The sequence below is a fragment of the Candidatus Solincola tengchongensis genome (genome assembly GCF_015711935.1).
Taxonomy (GTDB): domain Bacteria; phylum Actinomycetota; class Geothermincolia; order Geothermincolales; family RBG-13-55-18; genus Solincola_A; species Solincola_A tengchongensis.
The window spans coordinates 1-25,304 of record NZ_JACVJJ010000062.1 but is presented as its reverse complement, the minus strand read 5'-3'; the positions used below and the strand labels follow the sequence as shown (position 1 = coordinate 25,304).

Genomic DNA, 25,304 nt, shown 5'->3' with positions numbered 1-25,304 from the left:
CTCCGGATGTCGCCGCTCGCGCCGGACACCCGACCAAAAAGTCGAGCAAGCCGGCGCGTGAGAACAGCACGTCAAGCCAAGACCTTTCTTCCGATCCCGCTCCCTCCGCAGCGGAACATTACGCGTGACCTACGCGGAAGGCCCTCATTATCCGGTAGCCTTTCCCACCACCCGCTCTCCCCCATCCCTCTGCTTCCCGCTTTATCCGCCCGCCGGAGAGGCGCTTCCCGCTCGACCATGCCTCCGCCGGAGACTCCCCTTCTGGGCCCGTTTTCCAGACGAGGGGAACGCTTCCTCCGGCGTCGAAACCGCCCTCTGGCATTCGTTGTCCTTTGAGGCTACCGGGGGAAAGGGAGGGCATCCCTCAGCTGGAGGAGCCGGCGGCCTTCCAGCGCAGGTAGGCGTCGATGAACTCGTCCAACTCCCCGTCCAGCACGGCATCCACGTTGCCCGTCTCCATGCCCGTCCGGTGGTCCTTCACCAGCCGGTAGGGGTGCAGGACGTAGGAGCGTATCTGGCTGCCGAAACCGATGTCCTTCCTCTCCCCTCGCAGCTTCTCGATCTCCTTCTCCCTCTCCCGGCGGGCGAGCTCGAAGAGGCGGGCCTCCAGGATACGCATGGCCGTGGCACGGTTCTGGATCTGGGACCTCTCGTTCTGGCAGGAGACCACTATACCCGTAGGGAGGTGGGTGATGCGCACCGCCGAGTCGGTGACGTTGACGTGCTGGCCTCCCGCACCGCTTGAGCGGTAGGTCTCCACGCGCAGATCCTTAGGGTCGATCTCCACCCGCTCCTCCTCGGCCAGCATGGGGATAACGTCCAGGGAGGCGAAGGAGGTGTGCCGCCGGCGGGAGGCGTCGAAGGGAGAGATACGCACCAGGCGGTGGACACCCTTCTCCGACAGCATCAGCCCGTAGGCGTTGCGGCCGTGCACGGTGAAGGTGGCGCTCTTGATGCCTCCGCCTTCCCCGGGCTGCACGTCGTTGAGGTCCACCTTGAAACCCCGGTTCTCCGCCCAACGGAGGTACATGCGCAGGAGCATCTCCGCCCAGTCCTGCGACTCCAAGCCGCCCGCCCCGGGATGGATGCTCACAATGGCGTCGTGGGAGTCGAACTCCCCCGCCAGCAGGCTCTCCTCCTCCAGGCGGTCGATCTCCCGCCTGAGGCGCTGCATCCCCCGCTCCACCTCTTCGGCCAGGCCGGCGTCCTCCTCCTCCCTGGCCAGCAGGGCCAGCTCCTCCAGGTCACCGGCCTCCGACCACAGCCTCTCCCACAGCTCCACCACGTCCTTCAGGGCGGAAAGCTCGGCCAGGAGGCGGCGGGCCTTTTCCTGGTCCTCCCAGAGGTCGGGGCGGGTCACCTCCTTCTCCAGGGCGGCGAGGCGCGCCTTCTTGCCCTCGATGTCAAAGATACTCCTTTATCTTCTCCAGCCTCTCTCCAACCTCTCCCATATCTCCCTCCGGTTTCCAACCTCGGGCTCGTTACCATTGAACGGCGGAATGAAGGATACCACAGAACGGTGACCTTCCGGCCTCAACGGGCGAAATCACATAAGTCGTAGGGGATTTCCGGACGATCTCCCGTCCGCTCCGCGCCCCCCAAAGGACACGTCAAACGCCATCAACAGACCCGGTGAGAGGCGAGAATCTCCAGCCTTCTCTCGCCGGACCCTCCTCTCGCTCCCCGGCCCGAACGCGCCCCGAGCCCGCCGGACGGGCGAGAAACGGCGGCCTCCCCGTAGGCTGAAAAAGCGAAACCCCCCGTTTCGCGGCGCGAAGGGGTCCTCTCAGGCGCTCTTACCGCAACAGTGCTTGTACTTCTTCCCGCTACCGCAGGGACAGGGGGCGTTCCTCCCCACCTTCTGGGAGCGCGCGGGCTCGGCCCTCTTCCCCCGCTTTCCGCCCTCCCCCTCCACCACGCGCAGGGAAGGCCTCTCCTCCACCCTGGCCAGGCGCACATGGAACATGTAGCGGAGGAACTCTTCCTGGATGTTGAAGATGAGCTCCTGGAAGGTGCGGAAGGCCTCGTTCTGGTATTCCACCAGGGGGTCGCGGCCGGCGAAGGAGCGCAGGCCCACGCTGTCCCGGAGGTGGTCCATGTCGTAGAGGTGGTCCCGCCAGCGGTTGTCGATGACCCGCAGCATGACCAGGCGTTCCAGCTCCCGGATGTCCTGGCCCTGCTCGGCGAACTCCCTCTCCCGCCGCTCGTAGACCTCCAGGGCGTCCTCCACCAGGGCGTCGCGCAGGGCCTCCGGGGTGACGCTGTCCAGGTCTATCTGGGAGGGCTCGAAGGTCACGGGGTAAACGCTCCTCAGATAGCGGAAGAGGCCCTCCAGGTCCCAATCCTCGGGATGGGCCTCGGCGTCGACGTGACCGGCCACGGCGGAGCCGATCACCTCCTCTATCATCTCTCGCACGCGGGAATGGATGTCCTCCCCCTCCAGGATGCGCCTCCGCTCCCCGTAGATCACCTCCCGCTGGGTGTTCATGACGTCGTCGTACTTGAGGAGGTTCTTGCGCATCTCGAAGTGGTTGGCCTCCACGTTCTTCTGCGCCGTCTCTATGGCCCGGGTGACCATCCTGTTCTCGATGGGCAGGTCGTCGGGGAGGCGCAGGCGGTCCATGAGGGAGGCCACGGTGTGAGAGGCGAAAACGCGCATGAGGTCGTCCTCCAGTGAGAGGTAGAAGCGGGAGACGCCGGGGTCACCCTGGCGGCCGGAACGGCCCCGGAGCTGGTTGTCGATGCGCCGCGCCTCGTGCCTCTCCGTGCCCAGGACATAGAGCCCGCCGAGCTCGATGACCTTCCTCTTCTCCTCCTCGCAGCGCGCCGTGACCTCGGCCAGCTTGCGCTCCCACTCCTCCCAGGGGATGCCTTCCTCCTCCAGCGTCCTCCTCCAGGCCTCCTCGTCCATCTCCACCCGGCCCAGGAGCTCCTTCTGGGCCAGCATACGCGGGTTGCCGCCCAGCATGATGTCCGTTCCCCGGCCGGCCATGTTGGTGGCGATGGTCACCGTCTTCAGGCGGCCGGCCTGGGCAACGATCTCCGCCTCCCGGGCGTGGTGTTTGGCGTTCAGCACCTGGTGGGGGATGCCCCGCTTGCGGAGCATGGCCGAGAGGCGCTCCGACTTCTCGATGGAGATGGTCCCCACCAGGACCGGCTGGCCGCGCTCGTAGCAGGAGGCTATATCCTCCACCACGGCCCGGAACTTGGCCTCCTCCGTCTTATAGATGACGTCGTTCTTGTCCTCCCGGATCATGGGGAGGTTGGTGGGGATGACCACCACCTCAAGGCCGTAGATCTCCTCGAACTCCGCCGCCTCGGTGGCCGCCGTGCCGGTCATGCCCGCCAACTTCTCGTACATGCGGAAGTAGTTCTGCAGGGTGATGGTGGCCAAGGTCTGGTTCTCCTGCCTCACGCGCAGCCCCTCCTTGGCCTCGATGGCCTGGTGCAGGCCGTCGCTCCACCGTCTCCCGGGCATGAGCCTCCCGGTGAACTCGTCCACGATGACCACCTGACCGTCGGTGACCACGTAATCAACGTCGCGGCGGTAGAGCTCCTTGGCCTTCAGGGCGTTGTGCAGGTGGTGCACCAGGGGGGTGTTGAGGTGATCGTAGAGGTTGTCCACCCCCAGCATGGCCTCCACCTTGCGTATCCCTTCCTCGGTGACGGAGACGGTGCGCGTCTTCTCCTCCACCTCGTAGTCCACCCCCGGCTTGAGGCGGGGAGCGATGGAGGCGAACTGCCGGTAGAGGCGCGCCGACTCCTCGGCCGCCCCGGAGATGATCAGGGGGGTACGGGCCTCGTCGATGAGGATGGAGTCCACCTCGTCCACGATGGCGTAATGGTGCCCGCGCTGTACCATCCCCGCCAGGGAGACCTCCAGGTTGTCCCGCAGGTAGTCGAACCCGAACTCGTTGTTGGTCCCGTAGGTCACGTCGGCGGCATAGGCCCTACGCCGCTGCTCCTTGGGCATCTGGGCCTGGATGAGCCCCACGGAGAGGCCCAGGAAGCGGTAGATGGCCCCCATCCACTCGCTGTCCCGGCGGGCCAGGTAGTCGTTGACCGTGACCACGTGCACGCCCTTCCCCTCCAGGGCGTTGAGGTAAACGGGCAGGGTGGCCACCAGGGTCTTGCCCTCGCCGGTCTTCATCTCCGCGATCTTCCCCTGGTGGAGGACGATCCCGCCCATGATCTGGACGTCGAAATGGCGCTGGCCCAGGGTGCGCACCGCCGCCTCCCGGACCACGGCGAAGGCCTCGGGGAGCAGGTCGTCCAGGGACTCACCCCGCTCCAAGCGGGACTTGAACTCGCCCGTCTTGGCCCGCAGCTCCTCGTCGCTCAGGCGCTGCACCTCGGGTTCCAGCGCGTTCACCAGCCGGACGGTCTCCTCCAGCTGCTCCAGCCTCTTGCGCTCCCCCATGCGCAGCACCTTGCCCAGCGCCTTGAGCATCCTCCGTTCCTCCTCCCGGGCTCCACGGCATCTTACGGCGCATCTTCACAAGGGTAAGGGCCCATGTATCCGGCGGATATATCCCTCCTACAGGGCCCGCCACTCTCTCCTCATATTCTACACTCGATGGGCGTGTCGGGTTCTCATCCCGTCCTGGTAAGACGCTTATAATTGGCCTTTCAGGAAACGAGACCCTTTCCCCCTGCCGGGTGCAACCTTCGAATTCTCGGTTGCCCTCTACCTCCACGGAATGCACTCCTCTGCATTCCGCCCGGTTACGTCCGGCGGAAGGGAGCCTTTTCCCGGACGACTTATTTCTTACCGCCCATTTTCTTCCATGGATGTTCCGGACGGTATTTGACGGCAGCCGGCCCTTTTAGCAAGAGTCGCCAAAACCGCCTTTCCGCGACATCTTCCTTATTCCTTATGGTAATAATTACCATACAGGTTCCTTCTCTGGACATGCCGGGCAGCATGGACCCGCCTCCGAGACAGCCCTCACACCCCGGAAAAGCGGCTTCGTCATCGGCAGGGCGAAGACCGACCTCCGTCCAATCCGTCACGGTTGAAGCTCGACCCGACCCGGACGAAGGCCGGATGGGAGTTAACCGGTGTGGCGTTCGTGGGGCGGATCAGCTCACATCCGCTAACCACTCCACTCCGGGCAGCAGGCCCTCACTCCCGCTCCTCCTCCCGGAAGATCTCCTCCAAGGTCTCCTTGAGCTCCTCCTCTTCGAGCACCTTGGCCCGCTGCCTTATCTCCCTCTCCGGGCGGCGCCTGGCGCGCTCCTGGGCCTCCAGCACCTGGGCCATGGTGCGCAAGACCATGGAGTCGTACCTGCGCCCCCTCTCCAGGCTCATCTCCTCGAGGGCCTCGGCCCTGGACAGCCGGTTCCTGGCCCGGTTGGTCAGGATGTCGTAATCCGTGGCCGCGGCGATGATCCTGGCGCCCACCGGAAGCCTCGCCCCTCCCTCCTCCTCGGGTGAGGGATGGTGGTGCCGCACTATGCGGGCTATGGGCGCGAGGCGGGGCACCTTCTCCAGCACTCGCGCTCCCCGCTCCGCGTGTTCCTCTTCCTCACCCGGGCCCGCCTCGACACGCCCTATATCGTGGAGGGCGGCGGCGTAACGGATATCCCGTACCTCTTCCGCGGATAGCCCCATCTCCCGCGCCACTTCGGCGGCCAGGTTGCTAACCCGGCCGGAATGGCCGGGCATGCCCCTGCCCAGGTCGAAGGCGTCACCGATGACCAGGAGGGTGGAGAAGTAACGGTCGTCCAGTTCCTTGTCCCGGTTGGATTCCGCGCGCACCAGCAGTAGGGGGATGAAGAAGACCAGGAAGTTGAACCAGGGGATGCGGGGGAAATAGAGAGCCATGAGCGCCCCCGCCCCGGCTATGGCCAGGTAAACGGGGAAGGTCTGGCGCGCGTGCTGGGGAAGGACGGCGCGCCAGTTGCCGCGGCCGGCCACGGCCATCTCCACCGAGGAGGTGAGCATCTCCCCCAGGTAGAAGGCCAGGGCCATGGCCAGGAAAGCGACGGGGAAGACCAGAGCCCGGTGCATCACCGCGGGGTTGTAGTAGGTCGAGAAGACGTTCTGTGCCGTGGGAGAGTCGGAAAAATACTCCGGATACGCCTTCCACGAGTACTCCCAGCCCAGGAATATGAGGGCCCGGTAGACCAGCCCGGCAAGGGCGACGATGTATGTCCGCTGCACGATATGCAGGAAATCCCCCTCCTCGGACCGCTGCACCCGGTAGAGGACGCGCCCCAGCAGGCTTCCCACCAGGAAGACCCATACCGCCTCGGGAAGGGGTCTTATGGCCAGGACGCAAAGGAGCACGGCCATGCCCAGCCGGAGCGGCCTCCCCCACGGGAACTGTACCCTCCAGGTCTCCAGGAAGGCCAGGAAAGCGATGAGCCCGATGGTGCGGACCGGGTCGAGGTCCCCCCACTTGACCAGAGCGGCGCACACCCCAAGAACCGCCAGGAAAGCGGCCGCGGAGAGGTACTTCAGGGCCGTGGAACGGGCCTTGTTCATCACCGCTCACCCCCTTCCTCCCGCTCCGGGGCGCTTTCCGGCGCCTCACCTCCGGGGATTCCGGGTGTCCCGTGATCCCCGCTCTCCATCCCGGTGTCGCCAGGTGGGGATTCCCCGAGATGTGCTTCCTCGCTTTCCGGCGGCCCCTCTTCCTCCAGGGCCCGCAGGGCTTCCCTCTCCAGGCGTTCCCTGGCCTCCCTGCGTTCGCGCAGCCTCTCCTCGCGGCGACGCGCCCTCCTTCCCCTCCGGGCTGCAGGAGCCCGCAGCTCCGGCGGGGAGGCGACCTTCTCCACGTGCTCCTCCACCCGTACCTCGGCCCGCTCCTCCTCTCCCGGCGCCGCCCTTACCGCGGCAGGGGCACCAGACACAGCGGCCTCCTCCAGAGCGGCCAGGAAATGCTCCACCACCTGGGGATCGAACTGCAACCCGCTGTTCTGGCGGAGTTCCGCCACCGCCATCTCGTGCGTCTTGGCCTCCCGGTAGGGGCGGGTACGGGTCATGGCGTCGTAGGCGTCGGCCACGGCGATGATGCGCGCCCCGAGGGGGATGGTCTCCCGGGCCAGGTGATCTACGTAACCGCCGCCGTCGTAATACTCGTGGTGGTGTCTGACGGCGTCGGCCATATCCGCGAGGTAAGGGACCTCCTCCAGCCGGGAACTGCCCTCCAGCGGATGCTTCTTCACCTCCTCGAACTCCTCCTCGTCCAGGCGTCCCTCGCGCATGAGGATGCGGAGGGGCACCGCAGCCCTCCCCAGGTCGTGCAGAAGAGCGGCGTGGCGGAGCCGGCTCACCTCGTAGAAAGGTAGTCCCATCCTCCTAGCGGTCATGACCACGTACTCCGCCACCCGCAACGCGTGCCCGTCAAGGTAGGGCTCCCGGCGCTCCAGGTATGTGACCAGGGTCTCCAGGCTGCGGTCGTAGGACTCCAGCAGCTCGATGTTCTTCCCGGAGAAGTACCAGGCGGTACCCAGCAGGGCGGTGAAGGAGAGGACGGCGAAGAAGCCGCGCAGGTACTCGACCGTGGAGCCCACCACGATGGGCTTCCCCGCAGCGTCCAGGATGGCCCTCCCCTCCACGTCCTGCAGGACGTGAAAGGCGTTCTGGGCGTAGATGATCCCCACGCTCAAGCCGACCAGTCCATAGACGAGCTGGTTTGGGAGGAGCCTCAGGGCATCGGCCTTAAGGAAACGCGCCGGCTCCAGACCCCGCTTGAGACGCAGGGCGAGGGCCATCCCCCCGGTGTTCAGGACCCAGAAGACGGCGGCCGCGGCCAGGGCCGGGAGGACGGACCTCATGCCCTCCTCCAGGGTGAAAGCCCGAGATGAGCCTCCCAGGACATGGTAGGTGGCCGAGGCCACCCAGACGGCCAGCGAATACATGGCCCCGTTGAAGAGGGCCGTTTCCGGCGAGACCCTTTCCTCCCCGCGCCCCAACCTGAACCCCCCGCAGAGGGCCACGATCATCGCCGAGGGGGTGTTCAGCGCGGTCAGGGCGGCGAAGATGACGATGATCCCGTAGGTGGACCTCCCGCCAAGGGCCATCCTCTCCCCCATGCTCTCGCAGAGGATTATGGAGATGCCTAGGAGGACCACCGAAAACCAGAGCACCGGCTGGTCGTCGGCCAGCGTCAGGAAGAGGATTATCCCCAGGGCGGCCAGCCAGCCCAAAAGGCCCACCGGCGTGAGAATCCTGCCCTTCGCGCCGATCTCCGGGCGCGAGAGCCTCTCCCTCGGCTCCTCGCCTCTCTCGCCCCTCTCCGCCCGTTCGGGCGCGCTACCGTCCTTATCCGTCACTTCCAACCCTCCGGTGTCTCAAACTCGCCGGCCCGCTCCCGGGACGGACGGTGGGAGGGAGCGTTCCTCCATCCCCTCCCCGCGGGAGCGGGTCTCTGGAAAGGCTGCTCACCCCCGCGCGCCGCTCCTCCCGCGTGTTCACAGCCTCATGGACGCTCCCCGGCGCACCACGTAGTCCAGGAGTTGCCGCAGGATGTCCAGAAAGCGCCTCATGGCTTCAACCTCCCGGCTCGATCAAACCGTAGTTCCCATCCCTTCTTCTATAGACGACGTTGGTTTCCTCCGTCTCCGAGTTTATAAAGACGAAGAAGTCATGTCCCACCAGCTCCATCTGCAAGCAGGCCTCCTCGGGAGTCATGGGCTTGAGGGGAAAGCTCTTGGTCTTCACGATCACCGGCTCCCTCTCCTCTTCCTCCTCCGGAAGGACGGCAGGTTCCTTGAAGGGGTTCCGGGCGTGATGGTGGCGGTCGATGACCTTCCTCTTCACCTTGCGGGCTTGACGTTCCAGTTTGGCGCACACCAGGTCGATGGCCTGGTACATGTCGGAGGCGCTCTCCTTGGCCCTTATCACCGGCCCGCTGGAGAAGATGGTCACCTCCACAACCTGGTTCTCCTGTATCTTGGGGTTCTTCTCCACGCTCAGCTCTATCTCCGTCTTGATGATGCGGTCCAGGTATTTCCCGACCCGCCCCACCTTCTCCGTGGCGTAATCGCGCAGGGCATCGGTTACCTCCAGGTTCTTCCCCTTGACGATGATCTGCATGTCCTCTTCTCCCTTCCTCCTCGCGTAAAAAGCCCATACCACGGGTCAAGGTATGGGCCTGCGACCGATCGCCTTCCGCTGCCGCAACCTCTTCGCGAGGTCCCCGCCGGCGACGCGCATTAGGTTAACACAAGAGGTCATAGGTTGTAATCCCCGCCAACCCCGGAGCCGGAGCTCACGGCACGAGCCATCTCCTCCCCCAGTGCCCTGCCGCGACGCTCCCCCGGGTGCCTTTTGGGCGCCTCTAAAGAGGAAGGCTTCGAAGCCCGGCTGACCTGGTCTTTGCCCCCACACTCGCCTGCTGAGCGGCTCGCAGCGGGAAGGAATACCCCGCGGGAACGTCTCCTCGCCCGCCACTACTACGCTTCTCCGGCTCTCCGGCCGGGCAGGACTTACCCCTAAGCCGCACCATGCTCACCAACCAAGAGTTGGCTTACGTGGGTCGTTTCGCCTGCGGCTGGCATCGACTTTCAACCACAGACCCGGGTCGAAGCCTTCCGACCCTATTATAAAGCATGCGGCGGCCCATGCGGCGGCCCAAGGCCTCGGCGGGTCCTCCTACGGGCTCTGTGCCCCGCAAGCCGGGCGGAGCGGCGTTTCCTCAAGTTCTGACGCTCGAGAGACCAACCCTTTCGTGCCCTCGACTCTGCCTGTTCTTCCAGGATGACAGGTTTGCCTCTCAATACCCTCCCACCCGAACGGCGTTCATAAAGATGGATCCCTGAGGTATTGTCGGGGCACACTTAACACTCTTTCGTGGGGGTGTCCGATCAGCGGAGGCTGTCGGCTATGATGCGGCCCAGCAGTTTCCCGGCCACCTCCTCGCTGGGCACCCGATAACGCGCTTCCCTTATGGCTTTCCTCAGGACGCGTACCTTCTCGCTCCGGACCTCGGGTAGATGCTGGATCCTGGCGAGCAGGAGGTTAACGGTGTCGGGATCCCGGTAGGCGCTCTTGCCTTCGTGATAAGCGGTCTCGGACAGCCGGTGGAGGGAATTCCTTATCTCGCGGTCGGATATTTGCATCTTCGTCCCCTCCTTTCTGGCTTCCGAATATGTTATCGGCATCGCCGGGCGGCGCTTTGAACGGAAAATAGGGCAGAGCCTTTTCCTCCTATCCCGCCTTCCGCCACATCCCTGGCCAGGACGCAGGCCGCCACGGAACGCACGCCCGCTCTCTTGAGGGCCGTGGCGCACTCGGAAAGGGTGTAACCCGTGGTCATCACGTCGTCAACTAGGAGCACCTCGCGAGGAAGGCGAGGTCCATCCACGGCCCTGAAGGCTCCCTTTACGTTTTCACGGCGCGCCTTGAGGTCGGAGGAGGCCTGGGTGGGGGCATGCCTGGTCCGCACCAGCAGCGTGCGGTGAGGAAGCCCCAGTGCCTCCGCCACCGCCCGGGCCAGAAGCTCCGCGTGGTCGTAACCCCTTGACCTCCTGCGTCGGGGGTGCATGGGCACGTGGGTAACGCAGGGGGCACCGCCCCCCAGGTGGGGAGCCATGGAGGTGGCGGCCATGAACCCTAGTGGCCTGGCCAGCCTCCAGATCCCGCCGTATTTCATGCGGTGTATGGCCCTGCGCAGGGGGTCCTCGTACAGCGCCAGCGCCCGGCATAGGTCCAGTTTGCGGACCCGCCCGCGGCACTGTCCACACTCCTCCACATCGTAGAGGGTCGGCTTTCCGCACCGAAGGCACGCCGGCCCCCTGATGTAGGGAAGGCGCGCCGTGCAATTGGGGCACAACAGCCGCCCCGCGTAACCGCCGCAGCCCGCGCAGCGAGTGGGGAAGATGAGCTCGGCAAGCGTCCCATGATTCATCATGTTATATATATTATATAACTATTATATTTTAATCAACATCTCCCCAACGACCTGCCTTGTGGTGAAGGGCCGGTTTTCATCGCCAACTCCCTGGCGATCTTCAGCTCCTGGGACGTTGGGAATCATCCGGAACTTGCCGCCGATCTTTCTTCCGTTGGAGGTCCCGGTGCGCCAAAAGCTTCCGGGCGACCTTCGATTCCGATGGAGGTTCAGGTGCATAACGAGCCCAACGGCGGCCCTTTCTTCCGTGGGAGGTCCCGATGCTTCATGAACTTAACGGCAGGGGAAAAGGCGGGGATGAAGACCTCGTGTCACACGTGGAAGCCGTGAGGGTCGCCAGTGGCGGATAACGGTCCTCCCCGCGCCTCAATCCTCGGGGGAGGGGTCCCCCCGGAAGTGGAGGTCCTTGTCCACGAAGGCGCCGGGGACGATGCTCACTCCGGGGTGGATGATGCTCCCCTCGCCGATCACCGCGCGGTGCCCGATCACCGTGTCCGCGAGCAGGGCGGCGCGGTCCCCTATCTCCGCCTCCCATCCCACTATGGTGTCCATGAGGTGGGCTTCCTTGCCCACGTACCCGTTCCCCCATTTGATGCCCCGGTAGAGGATGGCCCCCTCGTCGATGACCGTGCGGTCCCCGATGACCAGGGGCCCGAAGAGGCGGGCCCCCTTCTTCACCACGCAGTGGGCACCGATGCATATGGGGCCCACCATGACCACCCCGTCCTCGATGACCGTGTCCTCCCCGATCCAGACGTCCTCACCGATGCGCACGCCCGGTATGCGCACCTTTACCTTGCCCGTGAGGGCGTCGAAATTGCCCGCCTTGTACTCCTCGAAGCTCCCCACATCGTTCCAGTAATCGGAGTGGCGGTACCCGTAGAAAGCGATGCCCTCCTCCAGGAAGCGCGGGAAGAGCTGGGAACCGAAATCGTAGAACTCCCCCTCGGGGATCATGTCCAGCACCGCGGGCTCGAACACGTATATCCCGCTGTTGGCCAGGCGGCTCCTGGCCTCCTCCGGGGCGGGTTTCTCCTGGAAACCGACGACGCGCGCCTCCTCGTCCAGGAGGACCACACCGTACTTGGAGGGGTCCTCCACGGGGGTGACCACCAGGGTGGCCGTGGCCCCCTTCTCCCGGTGAAAGGCCACCAGCGAGGTGAGGTCCAGGTCGGTGAGGGCGTCCCCGCTGATGACCAGGAAGGTGTCGCCCCCCAGTTCCGGCCCCAATTTCTTGACCCCTCCGGCGGTCCCCAAGAGCTCCGGTTCGTGGGAATAGGTTATGGACACTCCCCACTTGCCCCCGTCGCCGAAATAATCGGTGATCACCTGGGGATGGTAGTGGAGGTTGACGTATATCTCCCGGAAGCCGTGACGGGCCAGAAGCTCCACTATGTGCTCCATCACCGGACGGTTGACGATGGGCACCATGGGCTTGGAGATCTCCTCCGTGAGGGGGCGGAGGCGGGTGCCCAGCCCCGCGGCCAGGATCATGGCCTTCATCCCTCGTGCCTTTCCTTCCGGGAAGACTGCCCGGCTCCGTGAGGCCCGTCTTCCAGGGCGATCTCCACAACCCGACGCATCGAGCCTCTCACTCTCCGAGGATAAACCCCGCTCAATCCCCTGTCCATCCACGCCGCTCCGTCTCTTGCCAGCACGCAGCGATCCGTTCCCCAGACGTTCATGCCCCTCCCGGGGGGTCCTCCAAGAGACGGCGGAGGCTTTCCGTATAGGGCTTCCGGGCCACGCCCCGCTCGGTGATGATGGCCGTGATCAGCTCGGCTGGGGTGACGTCGAAGGCGAAATTGCGCGCCGTCACTCCTTCGGGAACCGTCCGCCGTCCTCCCCAGTCGGTGACCTCCGCGGCGTCCCGCTCCTCGATGGGGATGGCGCTTCCCTCCGGGACCTCCGGGTCCAAGGTGGAGATAGGGGCGGCTATATAGAAGGGTATCCCGTGCCGGTGCGCCAGGACGGCCAGGGTATAGGTGCCGATCTTGTTCGCCGTGTCCCCGTTGGCGGCGATACGGTCCGCCCCCGTGACCACCGTGTCCACCTCCCCGCGGGACATGAGGTGGCCGGCCATGTTGTCGCAGATGACCGCCATGTCCACCCCCTCCCGCCGCAGCTCCCAGGCGGTGAGCCGCGCCCCTTGCAGGAGGGGCCGTGTCTCGTCCACCCACACGAAGCGGACCTTCCCCCTCCGGAAACCCTCCTTGATCACCCCGAGCGCGGTGCCGAAAGAATAGGTGGCCAGGCCTCCGGCGTTGCAGTGGGTGAGCACCCGGCAGCCCTCGGGGAGCAGCTCTGCTCCAAGGCTCCCGATGGCCCGGTCGGCGGCATCCTGCTCCCGGGCTATGCGGTGGGCCTCCTCGAGGAGGTCGCGGACAAGACCGTCCGGAGAGGACCTCTCCGCCGCGAGGCGCATGCGTCCCACCGCCCAGGGCAGGTTGACCGCCGTGGGCCGGGCCGCCGCCAACTCCCGGCAGGCCCTCTCCACCTCCTCGCCCCCACCCTCCAGGGCGGCCAGGACCACCCCGTAGGCGGCGGCGATGCCGATGGCCGGCGCTCCCCTCACCCGCATGTCGCGGATGGCCTCCCTCACCTCCGGCCAGCGGCCCAGGCGGAGGTAGACCTCCTCCCCCGGGAGGCGGGTCTGGTCGAGGAGGACCACCCGGCCATCCTCCCAGTCCACGGCGCGGAACTCCTTGCCCTTTCCCACGGCCTGCCTCTCTCACCCTCTGTCGTGCTCGGCCGAAACCATTGCTCACACAAGCATCGCACCGCCATCGTCAGGGTCCTGCAGCGACAAACGGTGCCGGGTTGTACCCCTTCCGGCGCACGTCGTTTGCGCCTCCTCCGTTCTTCTTGTGTCTCGGGCGGCTCCATGCCCGGCGCACCGGATCATGCCTCTATCCCCAATGCCTCTTTCCCCGGAAAGAGAGGTGAATCAGGTCCCCATCTCCCAGGAGGAGAGGTATTGCTCCTGCTCCGGGGTGAGGGAGTCGATCTCGATGCCCATGGAGGCCAGCTTGAGGCGGGCGATCTCCCGGTCCAGCTCCTCGGGCACGTCGTAGACCACCCGGTCCAGTGAAGCGTGGGCCTTCCTCACGTACTCCACGCAGAGGGCCTGATTGGCGAAGGACATGTCCATGACCGAGGCGGGATGTCCCTCGGCGGCGGCCAGGTTGACCAGCCGCCCGTCGGCCAGAAGGTAGAGGCGCCTGCCGTCCGGGAGGAGGAACTCCTCCACGTTCTCACGCACCCGCCGTCGCGACGCGGCCATCTCCTCCAGGGCGGGGATGTCGATCTCCACGTTGAAGTGGCCGGAGTTGGCCAGGATGGCCCCGTCCCTCATCACCTGGAAGTGCTCCCGCCGCAGGACGTGGATGTCCCCGGTGACGGTGATGAAGAGGTCGCAGGTGGCCGCAGCCTGAAGAGAGGTGGTCACCTGGAAGCCCTCCATGACCGCCTCCAGCGCACGCAGGGGGTCGGTCTCCACCACGGTGACCAGGGCCCCCATCCCCCGGGCCCGGGAGGCCACCCCCCTCCCGCACATCCCGTACCCGAAGACGGCCACCCTCCTTCCGGCGAGCAGCACGTTGGTGGCCCGCAGGACCCCGTCCAGGGTGGACTGGCCGGTGCCGAAGCGGTTGTCGAAGAGGTGCTTGGTCATGGCGTTGTTCACTGCGATGACCGGGTAGAGGAGCACCCCCGCTTCGGCCATGGCCCGCAGGCGGATGACCCCGGTGGTGGTCTCCTCCGCCCCTGCCCACACCTCACGGGCCTGCTCCTTCCTCTCCGCGTGCAGGGTGGAGATGAGGTCCGCGCCGTCGTCCATGGTCACGTGGGGCCGGGTATCCAGGACGGCGTTGATGTGCGCGTAATAGGTCTCCTTGTCCTCCCCCCGGATGGCGAAGACCGGGATGCCGTGATGCTTGACCAGGGAGGCGGCCACGTCGTCTTGGGTGGACAGGGGGTTGGAAGCGCACAGGGCCACCTCCGCTCCGCCTGCCCGGAGGGTGAGCATGAGGTTGGCGGTCTCCGTGGTCACGTGCAGGCAGGCACCCACCCGCATCCCCTCCAGGGGCTTCTCGCGCCGGAAACGCTCCCGGATGAGGCGCAGGACGGGCATGTCCCGTTCCGCCCACTCGATCCTCAGCTTCCCTTCCTCGGCCAGGCCGATGTCGGCGATATGGTAGTCCATCTCCGCTCCTTCTTTCTTCCGGGTCCATGCCCGGTATTCACCAGTCCCCTATTTCCCGTTTCCCAAGCCCCTACCGAGCACTGCCATCCTACGCCCAGAACCCCTAGGGCCTATCCCCGTCGCGCAAGAGGGGAACCCGGATCTCCGCCCTTGCGCTCTCAGACCCTCTCCCGCCAGTAATCCAGGGTGTCCTTGAGCGTCTTCTCCAGGGGTATCTCCGGCTTCCATCCGGTCAGCTCCCGGAACTTGGTGCAGTCGCAGACCAGGAGCTCCACGTCGGAAGGCCGCATGCGCTCCGGGACCGGGCGGACCTCTATCTCCCGATCGGTGAAGGAGAGGAGGATGTCCAGCATCTCCCGGATGGTCACCGCCCGCCCGGAGCCGATGTTGTAGACCTCCCCCGGCTCCCCCTTCTCCAGGGCCAGCCAGTAGGCCTTGACCATGTCCCGAACGTCGGTGAAGTCGCGGCGGGCGTTGAGGTTGCCCACCTCGATGACCGGCTCCTTCTTCCCCTTCTCTATCTCCGCGATCTGCTTGGCGAAGTTGCTGGTCACGAAGACGTGTCCCCGCCGCGGCCCCTCGTGGTTGAAGGCCCGGGTGCGCACGGTGTAGAGGCCGTAACTCCGGTGGTACTGGTAGGCCAGCATGTCCTGGGCCACCTTGCTCACCGCGTAGGGGGAGAGGGGGCGCAGAGGGTTCTCCTCGGTGATGGGTGTCTCGTCCTCGAAGACCAGGCCGTACTCCTCGCTGGAGCCCGCCACGTGGATGCGAGCCTTGAGGTCCAGGTCTCGCATGGCCTCGAGGAGGTTGAGCTCGGAGATGATGTTGGTGAACAGGGTCTCCGCCGGGGCCTTCCAGGAGGTGGGCACGAAGCTCTGTGCCGCGAGGTGGAAGATGTACTCCGGTCTCACCTCCTCCAGGGTCTTGCGGACGGCCACGGCGTCGCGAAGGTCGCAGTCCACCAGGCACACCCGGTCCAGTATGCCCTCTATGTTCTCCATGCGCGACCTCCAGCGCACCGTCCCGAAGACCTCGACGTCCCCGCGAGAGAGGGCGTACTCCGCCAGGTGGCTGCCCACGAAACCGGTGATGCCCGTGATCAGGATGCGCAAGGTCTTTCCTCCTTCTTCAAGTCCAGACTATGCCAGCCTTCACCTCTTCCAGGTCCTTGTCCCCTCTTTCTCCAGTCCTCGACCGCCTCTTGGTAGCTCCCGGCCCCGCCCCATCCCGCCTGGATAACGCCCCTCCCTCCTCCACTCCAACCCTGGATATCATAACTGCCCTATTATACGGCAACCACCACGGCTGCATACCCGCCTCGGGCCCGAGAAGGAAGAGCCGCTATTCCGGAGCGGGTTCGAGCCCCCCACCGGCGCAGGGTCCTCCCGGGTCCTCACCGCCTTGCGATCCGATGATGAGGCCCACCTCATCTCCGGCGTCATCAAAGACGGGCCTCTCAATATTTATGGCATTCGCCCGGTTGGCCTCTCTTCCGGAGAGCGGGCGAACACGGATTCCGGCTCCCTTCTCGTCCCGGCCGGGCCCAATCCCCTTTCCCGGGAATCGAGGGAAACGAACCGAACGAGCTTCAGCGAAGTACTCCGTTCCCGAGCCGGGCTCCATGCCGTTTCAGCCCGATTCGAAGAACCGGCTGATCTACCCATCTCACCCAAGAGGCCTAAACCGTCCGTAACCATCCCCCGGTTAACGCAAGGAGGGGAGGCACATCCGCATCCGACCCAAAAGGAAAAGGCTTGGCCCGGATCAGAATTTCAAGGTCTCGGGGGGGATTTCCGCTCCCGGCCAGACCCGGATGCCGCAGCGCAGGTCGTTGTCGTCTCCCACCCTGACGCCCTCCCCGAGAACCGCCTGGTCCGAGACGTGGACCCTTTCCCCCAAGCGGACGCCGCGGGAGAGCACGCACCTGCGGAGGATGCAGCCGGGGCCTATATCACACCCCTCGTGCAGTACCGCTCCCTCCAGGTGGCAACCTTCCCCGACATGGCATCCCGGCCCCAGCACGCAGTTGCTGGACACCGTGGCATGGGCCTCTATGCGGCAGCCGGGGCCGATCACAGTGGGCCCGAAGACCGCCGCCTCGGGGTCTATCTCCGTGCCCTCCCCCACCCATACCGAGGGCTTTATCTCCTCGCCCTCGAACCGGAAGGGGAGGCGCCGCCGCAGGATGTCGTAGTGGGCCTGCAGGTACTTGGCCGGTGTCCCAATGTCCATCCAGTAGGCCTCGCTGGGAAAACCGTACATGGGGACCCCATCCTCGAGGAGCTGGGGAAAGAGCTGCCGCTCGAAGGAATAGGGTTCCCCCTCGGGCACCCTCTCCAAAAGTTCCGGCTCCAACACATAGGTCCCCGCGTTGATGAGGTCGGTGGTCACCTGGTCCCAGCTGGGCTTCTCCAGGAACTCGGTTATCCTTCCCCGATTGTCCAGCGGCACCAGGCCGTAGACCGTGGGGTCCTCAACGCGGGTCAGGTACAGGGTGGCTTTGCCCCCTTTGGAGCGGTGGAAGGCGATGAGGTTGGTGAGGTCCAGGTCGGTGAGCACGTCCCCGTTGAAGACCAGGAAGGTCCCCCGGATGTACCTCTCCACGTTCTTCACCGCCCCGCAGGTGTCCAGTGGCTCTTCCTCCGTCACGTAGATCATCTTCACCCCCAGGTGGCTGCCGTCGCCGAAATGGGACTGGAAGATCTCGGGCAGGTAGGCCGTGGAGAGGATGATCTCCTCCACCCCGTGCCGGCGGCAGAGGTTCACCTGGAACTCCAGGAAGGGCCTGTTCATCATGGGCATCATGGGCTTGGGGGTGGTGAGGGTCAGCGGACGCAACCTCGTTCCCTGCCCCCCCACCAGGATCACCGCCTGCATCTCTCACCTCCGGAAAAGCTCACCCTGTTTCTTCCCTCCACAGTGCGATTCGGACGCGCCTTTTCGGCGTCCCCCACATGCCTCTCGCCGCCTGCAGAAAAACCGGTCCACGAGGAGAACTTCGCCGCGTGCGAAAGGCCCCTGCCGCTGCCCCCTCGCCCCGCTATAGGGTTCCTCACGCCCCGCAGCACACATGTCCCGTGGCGTCAAACAATCCAGAATAATAGGCAATATTGCGTTCACCGGCAAACCCGCCACCATCGGGATATCTCCCTTTCCTCATGTCTGCCTCATCTCCATGTGTGCTTGCTTTGCCAGCATTACGGTAGGCTCTCTCTGCTTTTTCACGCCTTGAGGCGCCCACCGAAACGATTCGGCACCATGGGGCTCAAAGTGCGTGGCTCATTGATGTCCCTCGAGGTTTTACCTTCCCCTCACCGGCTGGCATCCCATCCCGGGCCAGCGGTGAAAGCTCTTTAGCCAACTCCTCTGCGGGACACCTCCAGGTGCCTCGGGCGGGAGCGTGTAAGTTTTCCGCTAGGATCTCAAACCGTCCTCCGCCGCCTTCCCGCATCCTCCCGGTAGCGGGGTACAATCCGCGTCTCTTTCCTTACATGAGGACCCATCCCGGCCCCCTTCGGCGGCGGGTGGTCGACGCCTCTCCAATCATGCCTCGCGGCTGGGTTCCCGCAAGCCGGCGACCTCCTCCCGGCACCATTGGAGGAGGTCCCGTAGCGTCTCCTCCAGAGGGATGGAGGGCTTCCATCCCGTCAGCCCGCACAGCTTCCGGTTGTCGCCCCGCAGGGCGGGGATATCCGCCTTGCGCAATTTGCCGGCATCCACCTCCACCCGGACCGGGACCCGGCTCATGGAGACCAGCAGGTCCAGGACCTCGCCGACCGAACGGTCCTCACCGCTGCAAACGTTATAGACCTCTCCGGGCGTGCCCAGGTTCACCAGTTTCCAGAAGGCCTCCACGAGGTCCCTGACGTCGGAGAAATCCCGGCGTGCCTGCAGGTTCCCCACCCGGATGACCGGCTCTCTCAGTCCGGCCTCTATCTCCGCGATCTGGTGGGCGAAATCGGAGGCCACGAACTCCCGGGTCTGACCGGGCCCGATGATGTTGAAGGCACGGGTAACAACCACTCTGACGCCGTGCACGCGGTGGCAGAAGAGGGCGTGCTCTTCCTGGATGACCTTGCTCAGGGCATAGGGATTGGCGGGGCGCAGGGGCCGGTCCTCGGCGACGGGGAGTTCCTCCTCCCCCACCATCCCGTACTCCTCGGCGGAACAGGCCACGTGCACCACGGGGTCCACTTCCCCCTCCAGCAGGGCATCGAAGACGTTGGCCTGACCCTCCAGGGCCACCCTGTAGGTAAGCCACGGGTTCTCCCAGGAGCGGCGCACGGAACTCTGCGCCGCGAGATGGAAGACGTATTCGGGCCGGAAGTCGCATACCAGCGAGAGAACCTTCTCCCGGTCCAGAACATCGCACACCTCGTAAGCGCAAGCATCCCACGGTTCGGGCTCCCGCGGCGGGTGAAGCCCCAGGCCGAGGACCTCCACCCCCCGCTCCAGGAGGTAACGGGCCAGGTGCCGGCCCACGAACCCGTCCGCCCCGGTGATCAAAGCGCGCTCGGCCATTTAATATTCATCCCCAACGTTGAAAGCAGCATAACAAGTGAAGCTTTCTTAATGGTCACGCATAGAAAACATTTTACACCTTACTCAAGCCATCGTATTTAATGGACATATCAGCCTTCGAAGTTATGTGGAATTCCGCTATTTCATCTTGTACTCCCTCTCAGATTTTTCGTCACTTTCGCGCTCTTAAGGCCCATGTCAGAACAAAACGTGCGGCCAATCCTATAAGCACTATAGGTCTCATAATAGCCCCCCGCCACCCGGCATACCTGCGGCGGAAGAATATGTACATGCTGCGGTGGTGTTCGTAGAGCATGCGCGTTGACTGCTGGGAGCTGGCCCTCCCTATGTGGTGGACCAGGGAGAACCCGGGATGGTAGACCACCTCGTAGCCCGCGGCGCGGAGGCGCCAGCAGAGGTCCACGTCCTCGACGTACATGAAGTATGCCTCGTCGAACCCGCCCACCCGCTCCGCGGCCTCCCGGCGCAGGAGCATGGCCGCCCCGGATACCCAGTCCACCTCGCGCGGCCCGTCGTCCTCCAGGTCCTTCATCTGGTAGGACCTGGTAAAGGGGTTCTCCGGCCATACCTCGCCCAGGAAGCCGTGCACCACGTTCTCCAGCATGGAGGGGAAACGCCGGCAGGACATCTGCCGCGTGCCGTCGGTGTTCAGCACCCGGGGTCCCAGGGCCCCTATCCGGGGGTTTTCCTCCATGTAATCCAGGAGGACCTCCAATCCTCCCTCCACGAACTCCACATCGCTGTTCAGGATGAGGACGTAGGGGCGGTCGGTGGCCCTCATGCCCGCGTTGCAGGCCGAGGCGTAACCTGGGTTCCCCGGGTTTTCCACCAGGCGTACCCAGGGGAATTCCTCCCGCACCATGGCCTGGCTGCCGTCCGTGGAACCGTTGTCCACCACCACCGCTGGGAGTCTCCCCAACCACTCCTCCATGGTTCGGAGGCACCGTCGCAGGTCTTCCCGGGTGTTGTAGTTGATCAATATCGGAGCAACCTGCGCTTCCGACAACTTCCGCAAGCCGCGCTCACCTCGGTTCCGCAAGCATCATCCCGCCGGGCGCGCGGCGGGGTTCACGTTTCGCATCCCTCGGATCACCTCACGCCGTATCGGGGCATCTTCGCATCTTTCAATCAACTCACACCATATCGAGGCATCTTCATGATACAGCGTTATCCCAAAAGCCTCCTTACCCGTTCCCGCCGCTCTTATTCTCCTCGCAGCCGCCGGGGCGAAGGTGAACGCGGGGGCTAGACCTGACCTCCGGACCGCCTTCTCCACAGGCCGTGCAGGTACCCGGCCATCTTGGCCACGTCCACACCGGCAAGAAGGAGAGGGACCGCCGCCGCGGCGGCCGCCTTCTCCGCAGGGGACCTGTCCCGGAGGAAAGCCGGGATGCGCCTCCACCGCCTGCCCGCGTAGAGGCACGCCGGTAGCAGGGCGAGGGGGAAGAAGCGCCTTCCAGCCCGGGAGACCGCCGCCCAGGTCAGCCCCCCGTAGACGGCGAAACGGAGGAGGTGGCGGTGAGGGTACATGCCGGACTCCCCGTCCCCCCGCGCGTAGCGAAAGTACTGTCGCAGGAAGGAGGGCAGATCGGGGCGCATTCGCCAGTAGACCACCGCCTCCGGCCGGAAGGCATGCCTTATCCCCAGCTCCCTCCAGCGGTGGTTGAAGTACATGTCCTCACCTATGTCCAGCCATTCCGGGTAGCCACCCACCCGTTCCCATACCTCCCTGCGAAAGGCCAGGGAACGCGAGGAAGGCATGAAGCGCTCGCCCCTGACCTCCTGGGGCAGGGGAAGGGTCACGGAGGCGCACAGGGCCTCGAACCAGCTCCGGGCAAGGGGCTGGTAAAACCCGGCCACAAGGTCCAGCCCGGGATCCTCGTCAAGGGGAGCGGTGAGGTTCTCCAGCCATCCCGGGTCCAGGACGCAGCCCGCATCGGTCACGGCGATGACATCGTGGCTGGCAAGGGAAACGGCCCGGTTCCTCCCCCTTGCTATATTGCTCCCGGGAAGGATATCCACCCGCACCGGGAAGGGGGCCTCCAAAGCGAGTTCTCGCAGCCTCTCCACCGTCCCGTCCCAGGACCCGCCGTCCACCACCACCACCTCGTCGGGAAGGCGGGTCTGGCAGAGGATGCTCCGCCACCACTCGACGACCGTCCCCGCCTCGTTGAGGACCGTGGCCGCCAGGGTAACCCCAGGTCTTTTCCCCGAACCGCCCTTGCTCCGACCGCCGGGGGAAGGCGCGGGGTTCGTGGAGCTAGGCCTTCCGCCCCCCTCTGCGGTTTCAACCCTGTTCGGGTTGGGGCTTCCGGATCTTGCGCTTATATCCCTATCCGTATGTTTCTTCATTTCACACCTACGATGTCTCGCTTATTGGCGGGTGGAGGGCCGCTCTTTCGGGTTCTCAACCCGTAAGCCCCTTTAAAAACCGCCGTCCAGGCTTTCGCGCGGGGAAGGGACCCGTCAAGCCGCCCATGACCGTCTCCGTAGAGGGGAAGGCGCGCTCGTCTTATCCGCCCTCCAGGACGCGGTCGTACACCCGGCGCACCTTGCGGGCCGCCTCCTCCCAGGTGAAGAGGTTCGCCCGTTCGCGCCCCCTCTCCACCAGCCGGGCACGGAGGGAGGGGTCCCGCAACACGGCCTCCACCCGGTCCGCGATCTCCGCCGGGTCCAAAGGGTCCTCCACCAGCAGGGCGGCATCCCCCACCACCTCCGGCAGGGAAGCACGATTGGAGGTGACCACCGGAACCCCGCAGGCCATGGCCTCGAGCGGCGGTAGCCCGAAGCCCTCGTATATGGAAGGAAATACCAGAAGGTCGGCCTGCACGAGCAGGGACTTGAGGCGTTCGTCGGGCACGTAACCCGTGAAGACGATCTCCTCCTCCATGCCCAGGTCCGTGACCCGGCGCATGAGCTTGCGGTATTCGGCGTTGTTCAGCCTTCCCAGCCCTCCGCCCCCGATGACCGCCAGCCGGTGCTCGAACCCCCTCCTCCGCAGGAGCACGAAGGCCTCCACCAGGGTGGCCAGGTTCTTGCGGGGGTGCAGGTTCCCTATGTAGGCCAGGTAAGGCCGTTTCAGGCAGTAGGCCCGCAGGGCCAGCTCCATCTCCTCCGGGCCGGGCGTACGGCGGAAGACGGGGTCGAGCCCGGGATAGACCACCTCCATCCTCTCCTCGGGCAGCCCGTAGACCTCGGCGAGCTCGCGGGCGGTGAAGCGCGAGTCGGTGAGCACCACCCTGGACCTCTCCAGCAGGCGAGGAAGGGAGCTTATGAAACGCCGGATGCCCTTGCTCTGCATCTCCGGGAAGCGCACGAAGTTGATGTCGTGCACCGTGGAGACCAGCCTCGCCTTTCTCAGCGCGGGAGCCTGGTAATTGGTGGCGTGGAAGATGTCGAAATCGCCGAGGAGCCTCTCGGCCGGAAGGGCGTCTGTGCGCTTCCACAGGCGGTAATAGAGGAAGTTGGCGGGGAGGTTGAAGCCGCGCGCCTCCAACCCCGGCAACTCGGGGGCCAGCCTGCTGAGGCGGTGGCCAGCGCGCAGGGAGAGGGCGAAGAGCCCCAGCTCAAGCCGGGGGTCGACCTTCAGGAGGTGGGCGAGGAGGTTCTCGGTGTAATGCCCTATCCCCGTCTTCTCCAGGAGGAAGGGGGTCCCGTCGAAGATAACCCTCATCCCGCCACCCGCCTTCTCCCGGGAACCGCTGTCAGGGCGAGGTCTGGCTCCACTGTCCCCAGTTGATGAGGATGATGCCCAGGACGATGGCCGCAACCCCCAGCCAGTTGAGCGCGATGATCTCCCGGCCCTCGAAGAAACGATCGTAGAGCATGACCACGATGTAGGTGAGGCTGACGAAGGGATAAGCCACTCCCAGCGGGACATCGGTGAGCACTATGAGCCAGAAGAGGGCCGAGGCCACGAAGAGGACCAGCCCCAGGATCACCATCCAGGTGGTGGCTATCTCCCTGATGAAGGTCGCCGGCTTGCGCATCAGCTGTCCGGCGTTCATCCCCGTGCGCTCCTTCACCTCGGCCATCCCCCGCCGCAGGCATATCTGGCCGCTTATGGCCAGGGCCACGCTGATTAGGATGACGAGATAAGACATGGGTTTGACGGCCGCTTCCATCACTCCTCCTCGTTCGATCACACCCGCACGCCCAACGGCGATCTATGCAAACCGCTTTCTGTGGCGTCTTCCCCGTCCCCAGCGACGCAAAGGTATTATAGCAGCCTTACGCGACGCTCCTTTTTCCCGCGCCGTGGAAGAATCCGGTCCACTCAACCTGATGAATCATTGTGCCTCGACCCAGACCGCCGGCCTCTCGATGGGGAAGGGCGGCTGCTCCCCGTAACCCTCGAAGACCACCCGCATCAGGTAGGTCATCCCCACGCCCTCCTCACCGTACTGGGTGCTCAAACGCAGTTGAACGGGAAGCAGGCTCTCCTCCCCGACCCACAGTTCGACACGCATCACCACACCCGCCCATTCCGAGCCCAGGGTCCCGTATTCCTCAAGAAGCGGGGAACCCTCACGCGACTCCGGATCGAGGAACTCGCTCCCCTCGAGGTCGTAGGCGAGATGGGCACAGCGCACCCCCGCCGCCTCCTCGAAGCCCAACCACTGCGGTTGCCGGGCCGATGCGATCGCCTTGCCCACCAGCTTCGGATAGTCGAAATAGCGGTTCTGCTCCTCCGGCGGCGTGTAATGCACCCATCCCTCCACTCCCAACTGCTCCACGAGCCTCTCACCTCGCACGTAGGCGGTCTTGCCCCCGTCCAGGGTGAGGTAGGAGAAGGCGTTTGACCTGTTCTCCTCGCCTCTTATGTCGCTCCTCACCTCCTCCCGAAACTCGTATCTCTCCCTGTCCGGGAAGATAATCTCCCCCTCCACGCGGAGGGTGTGGGTCAACCTCCCCTTGGCGGTCTCCAGGACATAATCCGACTCCTGGCGGAAGCGGAGATACCCGCCCACGGCAGCGTATTCCTCCGCAGCGCGACCGCACTCCCGTAGCCACTCCGCGGGGGACCTGCTCCCCCGGCACCCCCCGAGCCATGGGAGACAGAAAAGGGCGATCGTGACCAGCGATGTCGGAAGGAGCAGGCCGCGTCCGCCATGCCCCGCCGGCCCCGGCTTCACGAGCGCCGGCCTCCCCTGCCGGGAAACGCTGTAATCCCTCATATCCGGGTTGTCCCTTCCTTCATCCCGCGCCACCGCGGATCGAACCTCCCTCACCGGGGCCTGGTCGGTGAGCGAGGCCGCATCCCGCATGACCTTCCCTCCCAAGTCTACACCACCGGTGCCCCCTCTCCTTCCCCGCCCTCGCACCATGCCTTCAAGAATCGGTCCAAGGGAGAACATCCCCGCCCTCCCGGGAACCCGAGGAGTGGGCCACCTGCAAGCCTCCCTTCCTTGGCGCTCACCGTCCCAGGAAAATCGACCTTCGCTTCCCGTCTTACGAGCCCAGCCCCAGGGGAAGGTCTTCCTCGCGATTACCGCTCCCCGTCCCGTCAACCCGACGGATGAGGGCTTTGGATCTATTTTCCGCCATCCCGAGACCCTCGAAAACCCGTTGTCCTGGTCCACTACATAGTGAACACATCGCCCCTATCCTTGCACTCCTCCATCCAGGCGTTCAGGAACTCCATGGGGGTGAGATAACCCAGGCTCCGGTGGGGACGAACGTAATTGTACACGTAG

At 65.1% G+C, this 25,304-nt stretch carries 18 protein-coding genes; all 18 read right to left on the bottom strand.

All coding sequences use genetic code 11. The features are described 5' to 3' along the window. Positions 1 to 364 precede the first annotated feature (364 nt). Positions 365 to 1,451 (bottom strand): peptide chain release factor 2 gene (gene prfB / locus H7007_RS05585; protein WP_502754847.1). Its coding sequence is split into 2 segments (ribosomal slippage): positions 365 to 1,417 and positions 1,419 to 1,451, totalling 1,086 coding nucleotides; the frame shifts between segments, so codons are not numbered across the junction. A gap of 335 nt (positions 1,452 to 1,786) precedes the next feature. Further along, entirely contained in the window at positions 1,787 to 4,450 is a 2,664-nt protein-coding gene (secA, locus tag H7007_RS05580; RefSeq protein WP_287153758.1) for a preprotein translocase subunit SecA, read from the bottom strand. A 675-nt stretch (positions 4,451 to 5,125) separates the two neighbouring features. Continuing rightward, positions 5,126 to 6,490, bottom strand: a complete 1,365-nt coding sequence (locus tag H7007_RS05575; protein ID WP_287153756.1) for an HD-GYP domain-containing protein — start codon at positions 6,488 to 6,490, stop codon at positions 5,126 to 5,128. Next, complete coding sequence (locus H7007_RS05570) at positions 6,490 to 8,283, bottom strand: HD-GYP domain-containing protein (RefSeq protein WP_287153783.1); 1,794 nt, start codon at positions 8,281 to 8,283, stop codon at positions 6,490 to 6,492. The genes H7007_RS05575 and H7007_RS05570 overlap by 1 nt, the downstream gene beginning before the upstream one ends. 217 nt (positions 8,284 to 8,500) lie before the next feature. Beyond that, the gene (gene hpf / locus H7007_RS05565) at positions 8,501 to 9,046 is read right to left on the bottom strand and encodes a ribosome hibernation-promoting factor, HPF/YfiA family (protein WP_287153754.1); all 546 of its coding nucleotides are present in this window, start codon (positions 9,044 to 9,046) and stop codon (positions 8,501 to 8,503) included. Between the two features lie 770 nt (positions 9,047 to 9,816). Beyond that, positions 9,817 to 10,071, bottom strand: coding sequence for a flagellar biosynthesis anti-sigma factor FlgM (locus H7007_RS05560; protein ID WP_287153753.1), 255 nt, complete (start codon positions 10,069 to 10,071; stop codon positions 9,817 to 9,819). Positions 10,072 to 10,103: 32 nt separating this feature from the next. Continuing rightward, positions 10,104 to 10,859: a ComF family protein gene (locus H7007_RS05555; protein ID WP_287153751.1), complete on the bottom strand. Its 756-nt coding sequence runs from the start codon at positions 10,857 to 10,859 to the stop codon at positions 10,104 to 10,106. A gap of 369 nt (positions 10,860 to 11,228) precedes the next feature. Continuing rightward, complete coding sequence (locus H7007_RS05550; RefSeq protein WP_287153749.1) at positions 11,229 to 12,365, bottom strand: nucleotidyltransferase family protein; 1,137 nt, start codon at positions 12,363 to 12,365, stop codon at positions 11,229 to 11,231. Between the two features lie 178 nt (positions 12,366 to 12,543). Further along, on the bottom strand, positions 12,544 to 13,581 hold the full coding sequence (gene mtnA, locus H7007_RS05545) for an S-methyl-5-thioribose-1-phosphate isomerase (protein WP_287153748.1): 1,038 nt from the start codon (positions 13,579 to 13,581) through the stop codon (positions 12,544 to 12,546). A 228-nt stretch (positions 13,582 to 13,809) separates the two neighbouring features. Then, on the bottom strand, positions 13,810 to 15,066 hold the full coding sequence (gene ahcY / locus H7007_RS05540; protein ID WP_287153746.1) for an adenosylhomocysteinase: 1,257 nt from the start codon (positions 15,064 to 15,066) through the stop codon (positions 13,810 to 13,812). A gap of 158 nt (positions 15,067 to 15,224) precedes the next feature. Further along, positions 15,225 to 16,178 carry a GDP-mannose 4,6-dehydratase gene (locus tag H7007_RS05535; protein WP_287153745.1) on the bottom strand — a complete coding sequence of 318 codons (954 nt, stop codon included), beginning with the start codon at positions 16,176 to 16,178 and terminating at the stop codon, positions 15,225 to 15,227. 652 nt (positions 16,179 to 16,830) lie between these two features. Further along, positions 16,831 to 17,943, bottom strand: a complete 1,113-nt coding sequence (locus tag H7007_RS05530) for a nucleotidyltransferase family protein (protein WP_287153744.1) — start codon at positions 17,941 to 17,943, stop codon at positions 16,831 to 16,833. Positions 17,944 to 18,609: 666 nt separating this feature from the next. Further along, a complete protein-coding gene (locus H7007_RS05525; protein WP_287153742.1) occupies positions 18,610 to 19,587 on the bottom strand; it encodes a GDP-mannose 4,6-dehydratase in 978 nt (325 codons plus the stop codon). 172 nt (positions 19,588 to 19,759) lie between these two features. Continuing rightward, on the bottom strand, positions 19,760 to 20,623 hold the full coding sequence (locus H7007_RS05520; protein ID WP_287153740.1) for a glycosyltransferase family 2 protein: 864 nt from the start codon (positions 20,621 to 20,623) through the stop codon (positions 19,760 to 19,762). Between the two features lie 230 nt (positions 20,624 to 20,853). Beyond that, positions 20,854 to 21,960 (bottom strand): glycosyltransferase, encoded by a 1,107-nt coding sequence (locus H7007_RS05515; protein ID WP_287153739.1) that lies wholly within the window; start codon positions 21,958 to 21,960, stop codon positions 20,854 to 20,856. A gap of 160 nt (positions 21,961 to 22,120) precedes the next feature. After that, on the bottom strand, positions 22,121 to 23,281 hold the full coding sequence (locus H7007_RS05510) for a glycosyltransferase family 4 protein (RefSeq protein WP_287153737.1): 1,161 nt from the start codon (positions 23,279 to 23,281) through the stop codon (positions 22,121 to 22,123). 31 nt (positions 23,282 to 23,312) lie between these two features. Further along, positions 23,313 to 23,732 (bottom strand): DMT family transporter, encoded by a 420-nt coding sequence (locus tag H7007_RS05505; protein ID WP_287153736.1) that lies wholly within the window; start codon positions 23,730 to 23,732, stop codon positions 23,313 to 23,315. A 165-nt stretch (positions 23,733 to 23,897) separates the two neighbouring features. Continuing rightward, positions 23,898 to 24,890 carry a hypothetical protein gene (locus H7007_RS05500; protein ID WP_287153734.1) on the bottom strand — a complete coding sequence of 331 codons (993 nt, stop codon included), beginning with the start codon at positions 24,888 to 24,890 and terminating at the stop codon, positions 23,898 to 23,900. Positions 24,891 to 25,304: the final 414 nt, after the last annotated feature.

Excerpts from the sequence above, each read along its gene's own strand:
- secA (WP_287153758.1), bottom strand. The coding sequence starts at position 4,450 with ATGCTCAAGGCGCTGGGCAAGGTGCTGCGCATGGGGGAGCGCAAGAGG.
- H7007_RS05575 (WP_287153756.1), bottom strand. The coding sequence starts at position 6,490 with ATGAACAAGGCCCGTTCCACGGCCCTGAAGTACCTCTCCGCGGCCGCT.
- hpf (WP_287153754.1), bottom strand. The coding sequence starts at position 9,046 with ATGCAGATCATCGTCAAGGGGAAGAACCTGGAGGTAACCGATGCCCTG.
- H7007_RS05560 (WP_287153753.1), bottom strand. The coding sequence starts at position 10,071 with ATGCAAATATCCGACCGCGAGATAAGGAATTCCCTCCACCGGCTGTCC.
- H7007_RS05555 (WP_287153751.1), bottom strand. The coding sequence starts at position 10,859 with ATGAATCATGGGACGCTTGCCGAGCTCATCTTCCCCACTCGCTGCGCG.
- H7007_RS05550 (WP_287153749.1), bottom strand. The coding sequence starts at position 12,365 with ATGAAGGCCATGATCCTGGCCGCGGGGCTGGGCACCCGCCTCCGCCCC.
- ahcY (WP_287153746.1), bottom strand. The coding sequence starts at position 15,066 with ATGGACTACCATATCGCCGACATCGGCCTGGCCGAGGAAGGGAAGCTG.
- H7007_RS05530 (WP_287153744.1), bottom strand. The coding sequence starts at position 17,943 with ATGCAGGCGGTGATCCTGGTGGGGGGGCAGGGAACGAGGTTGCGTCCG.
- H7007_RS05525 (WP_287153742.1), bottom strand. The coding sequence starts at position 19,587 with ATGGCCGAGCGCGCTTTGATCACCGGGGCGGACGGGTTCGTGGGCCGG.
- H7007_RS05515 (WP_287153739.1), bottom strand. The coding sequence starts at position 21,960 with ATGAAGAAACATACGGATAGGGATATAAGCGCAAGATCCGGAAGCCCC.
- H7007_RS05510 (WP_287153737.1), bottom strand. The coding sequence starts at position 23,281 with ATGAGGGTTATCTTCGACGGGACCCCCTTCCTCCTGGAGAAGACGGGG.
- H7007_RS05505 (WP_287153736.1), bottom strand. The coding sequence starts at position 23,732 with ATGGAAGCGGCCGTCAAACCCATGTCTTATCTCGTCATCCTAATCAGC.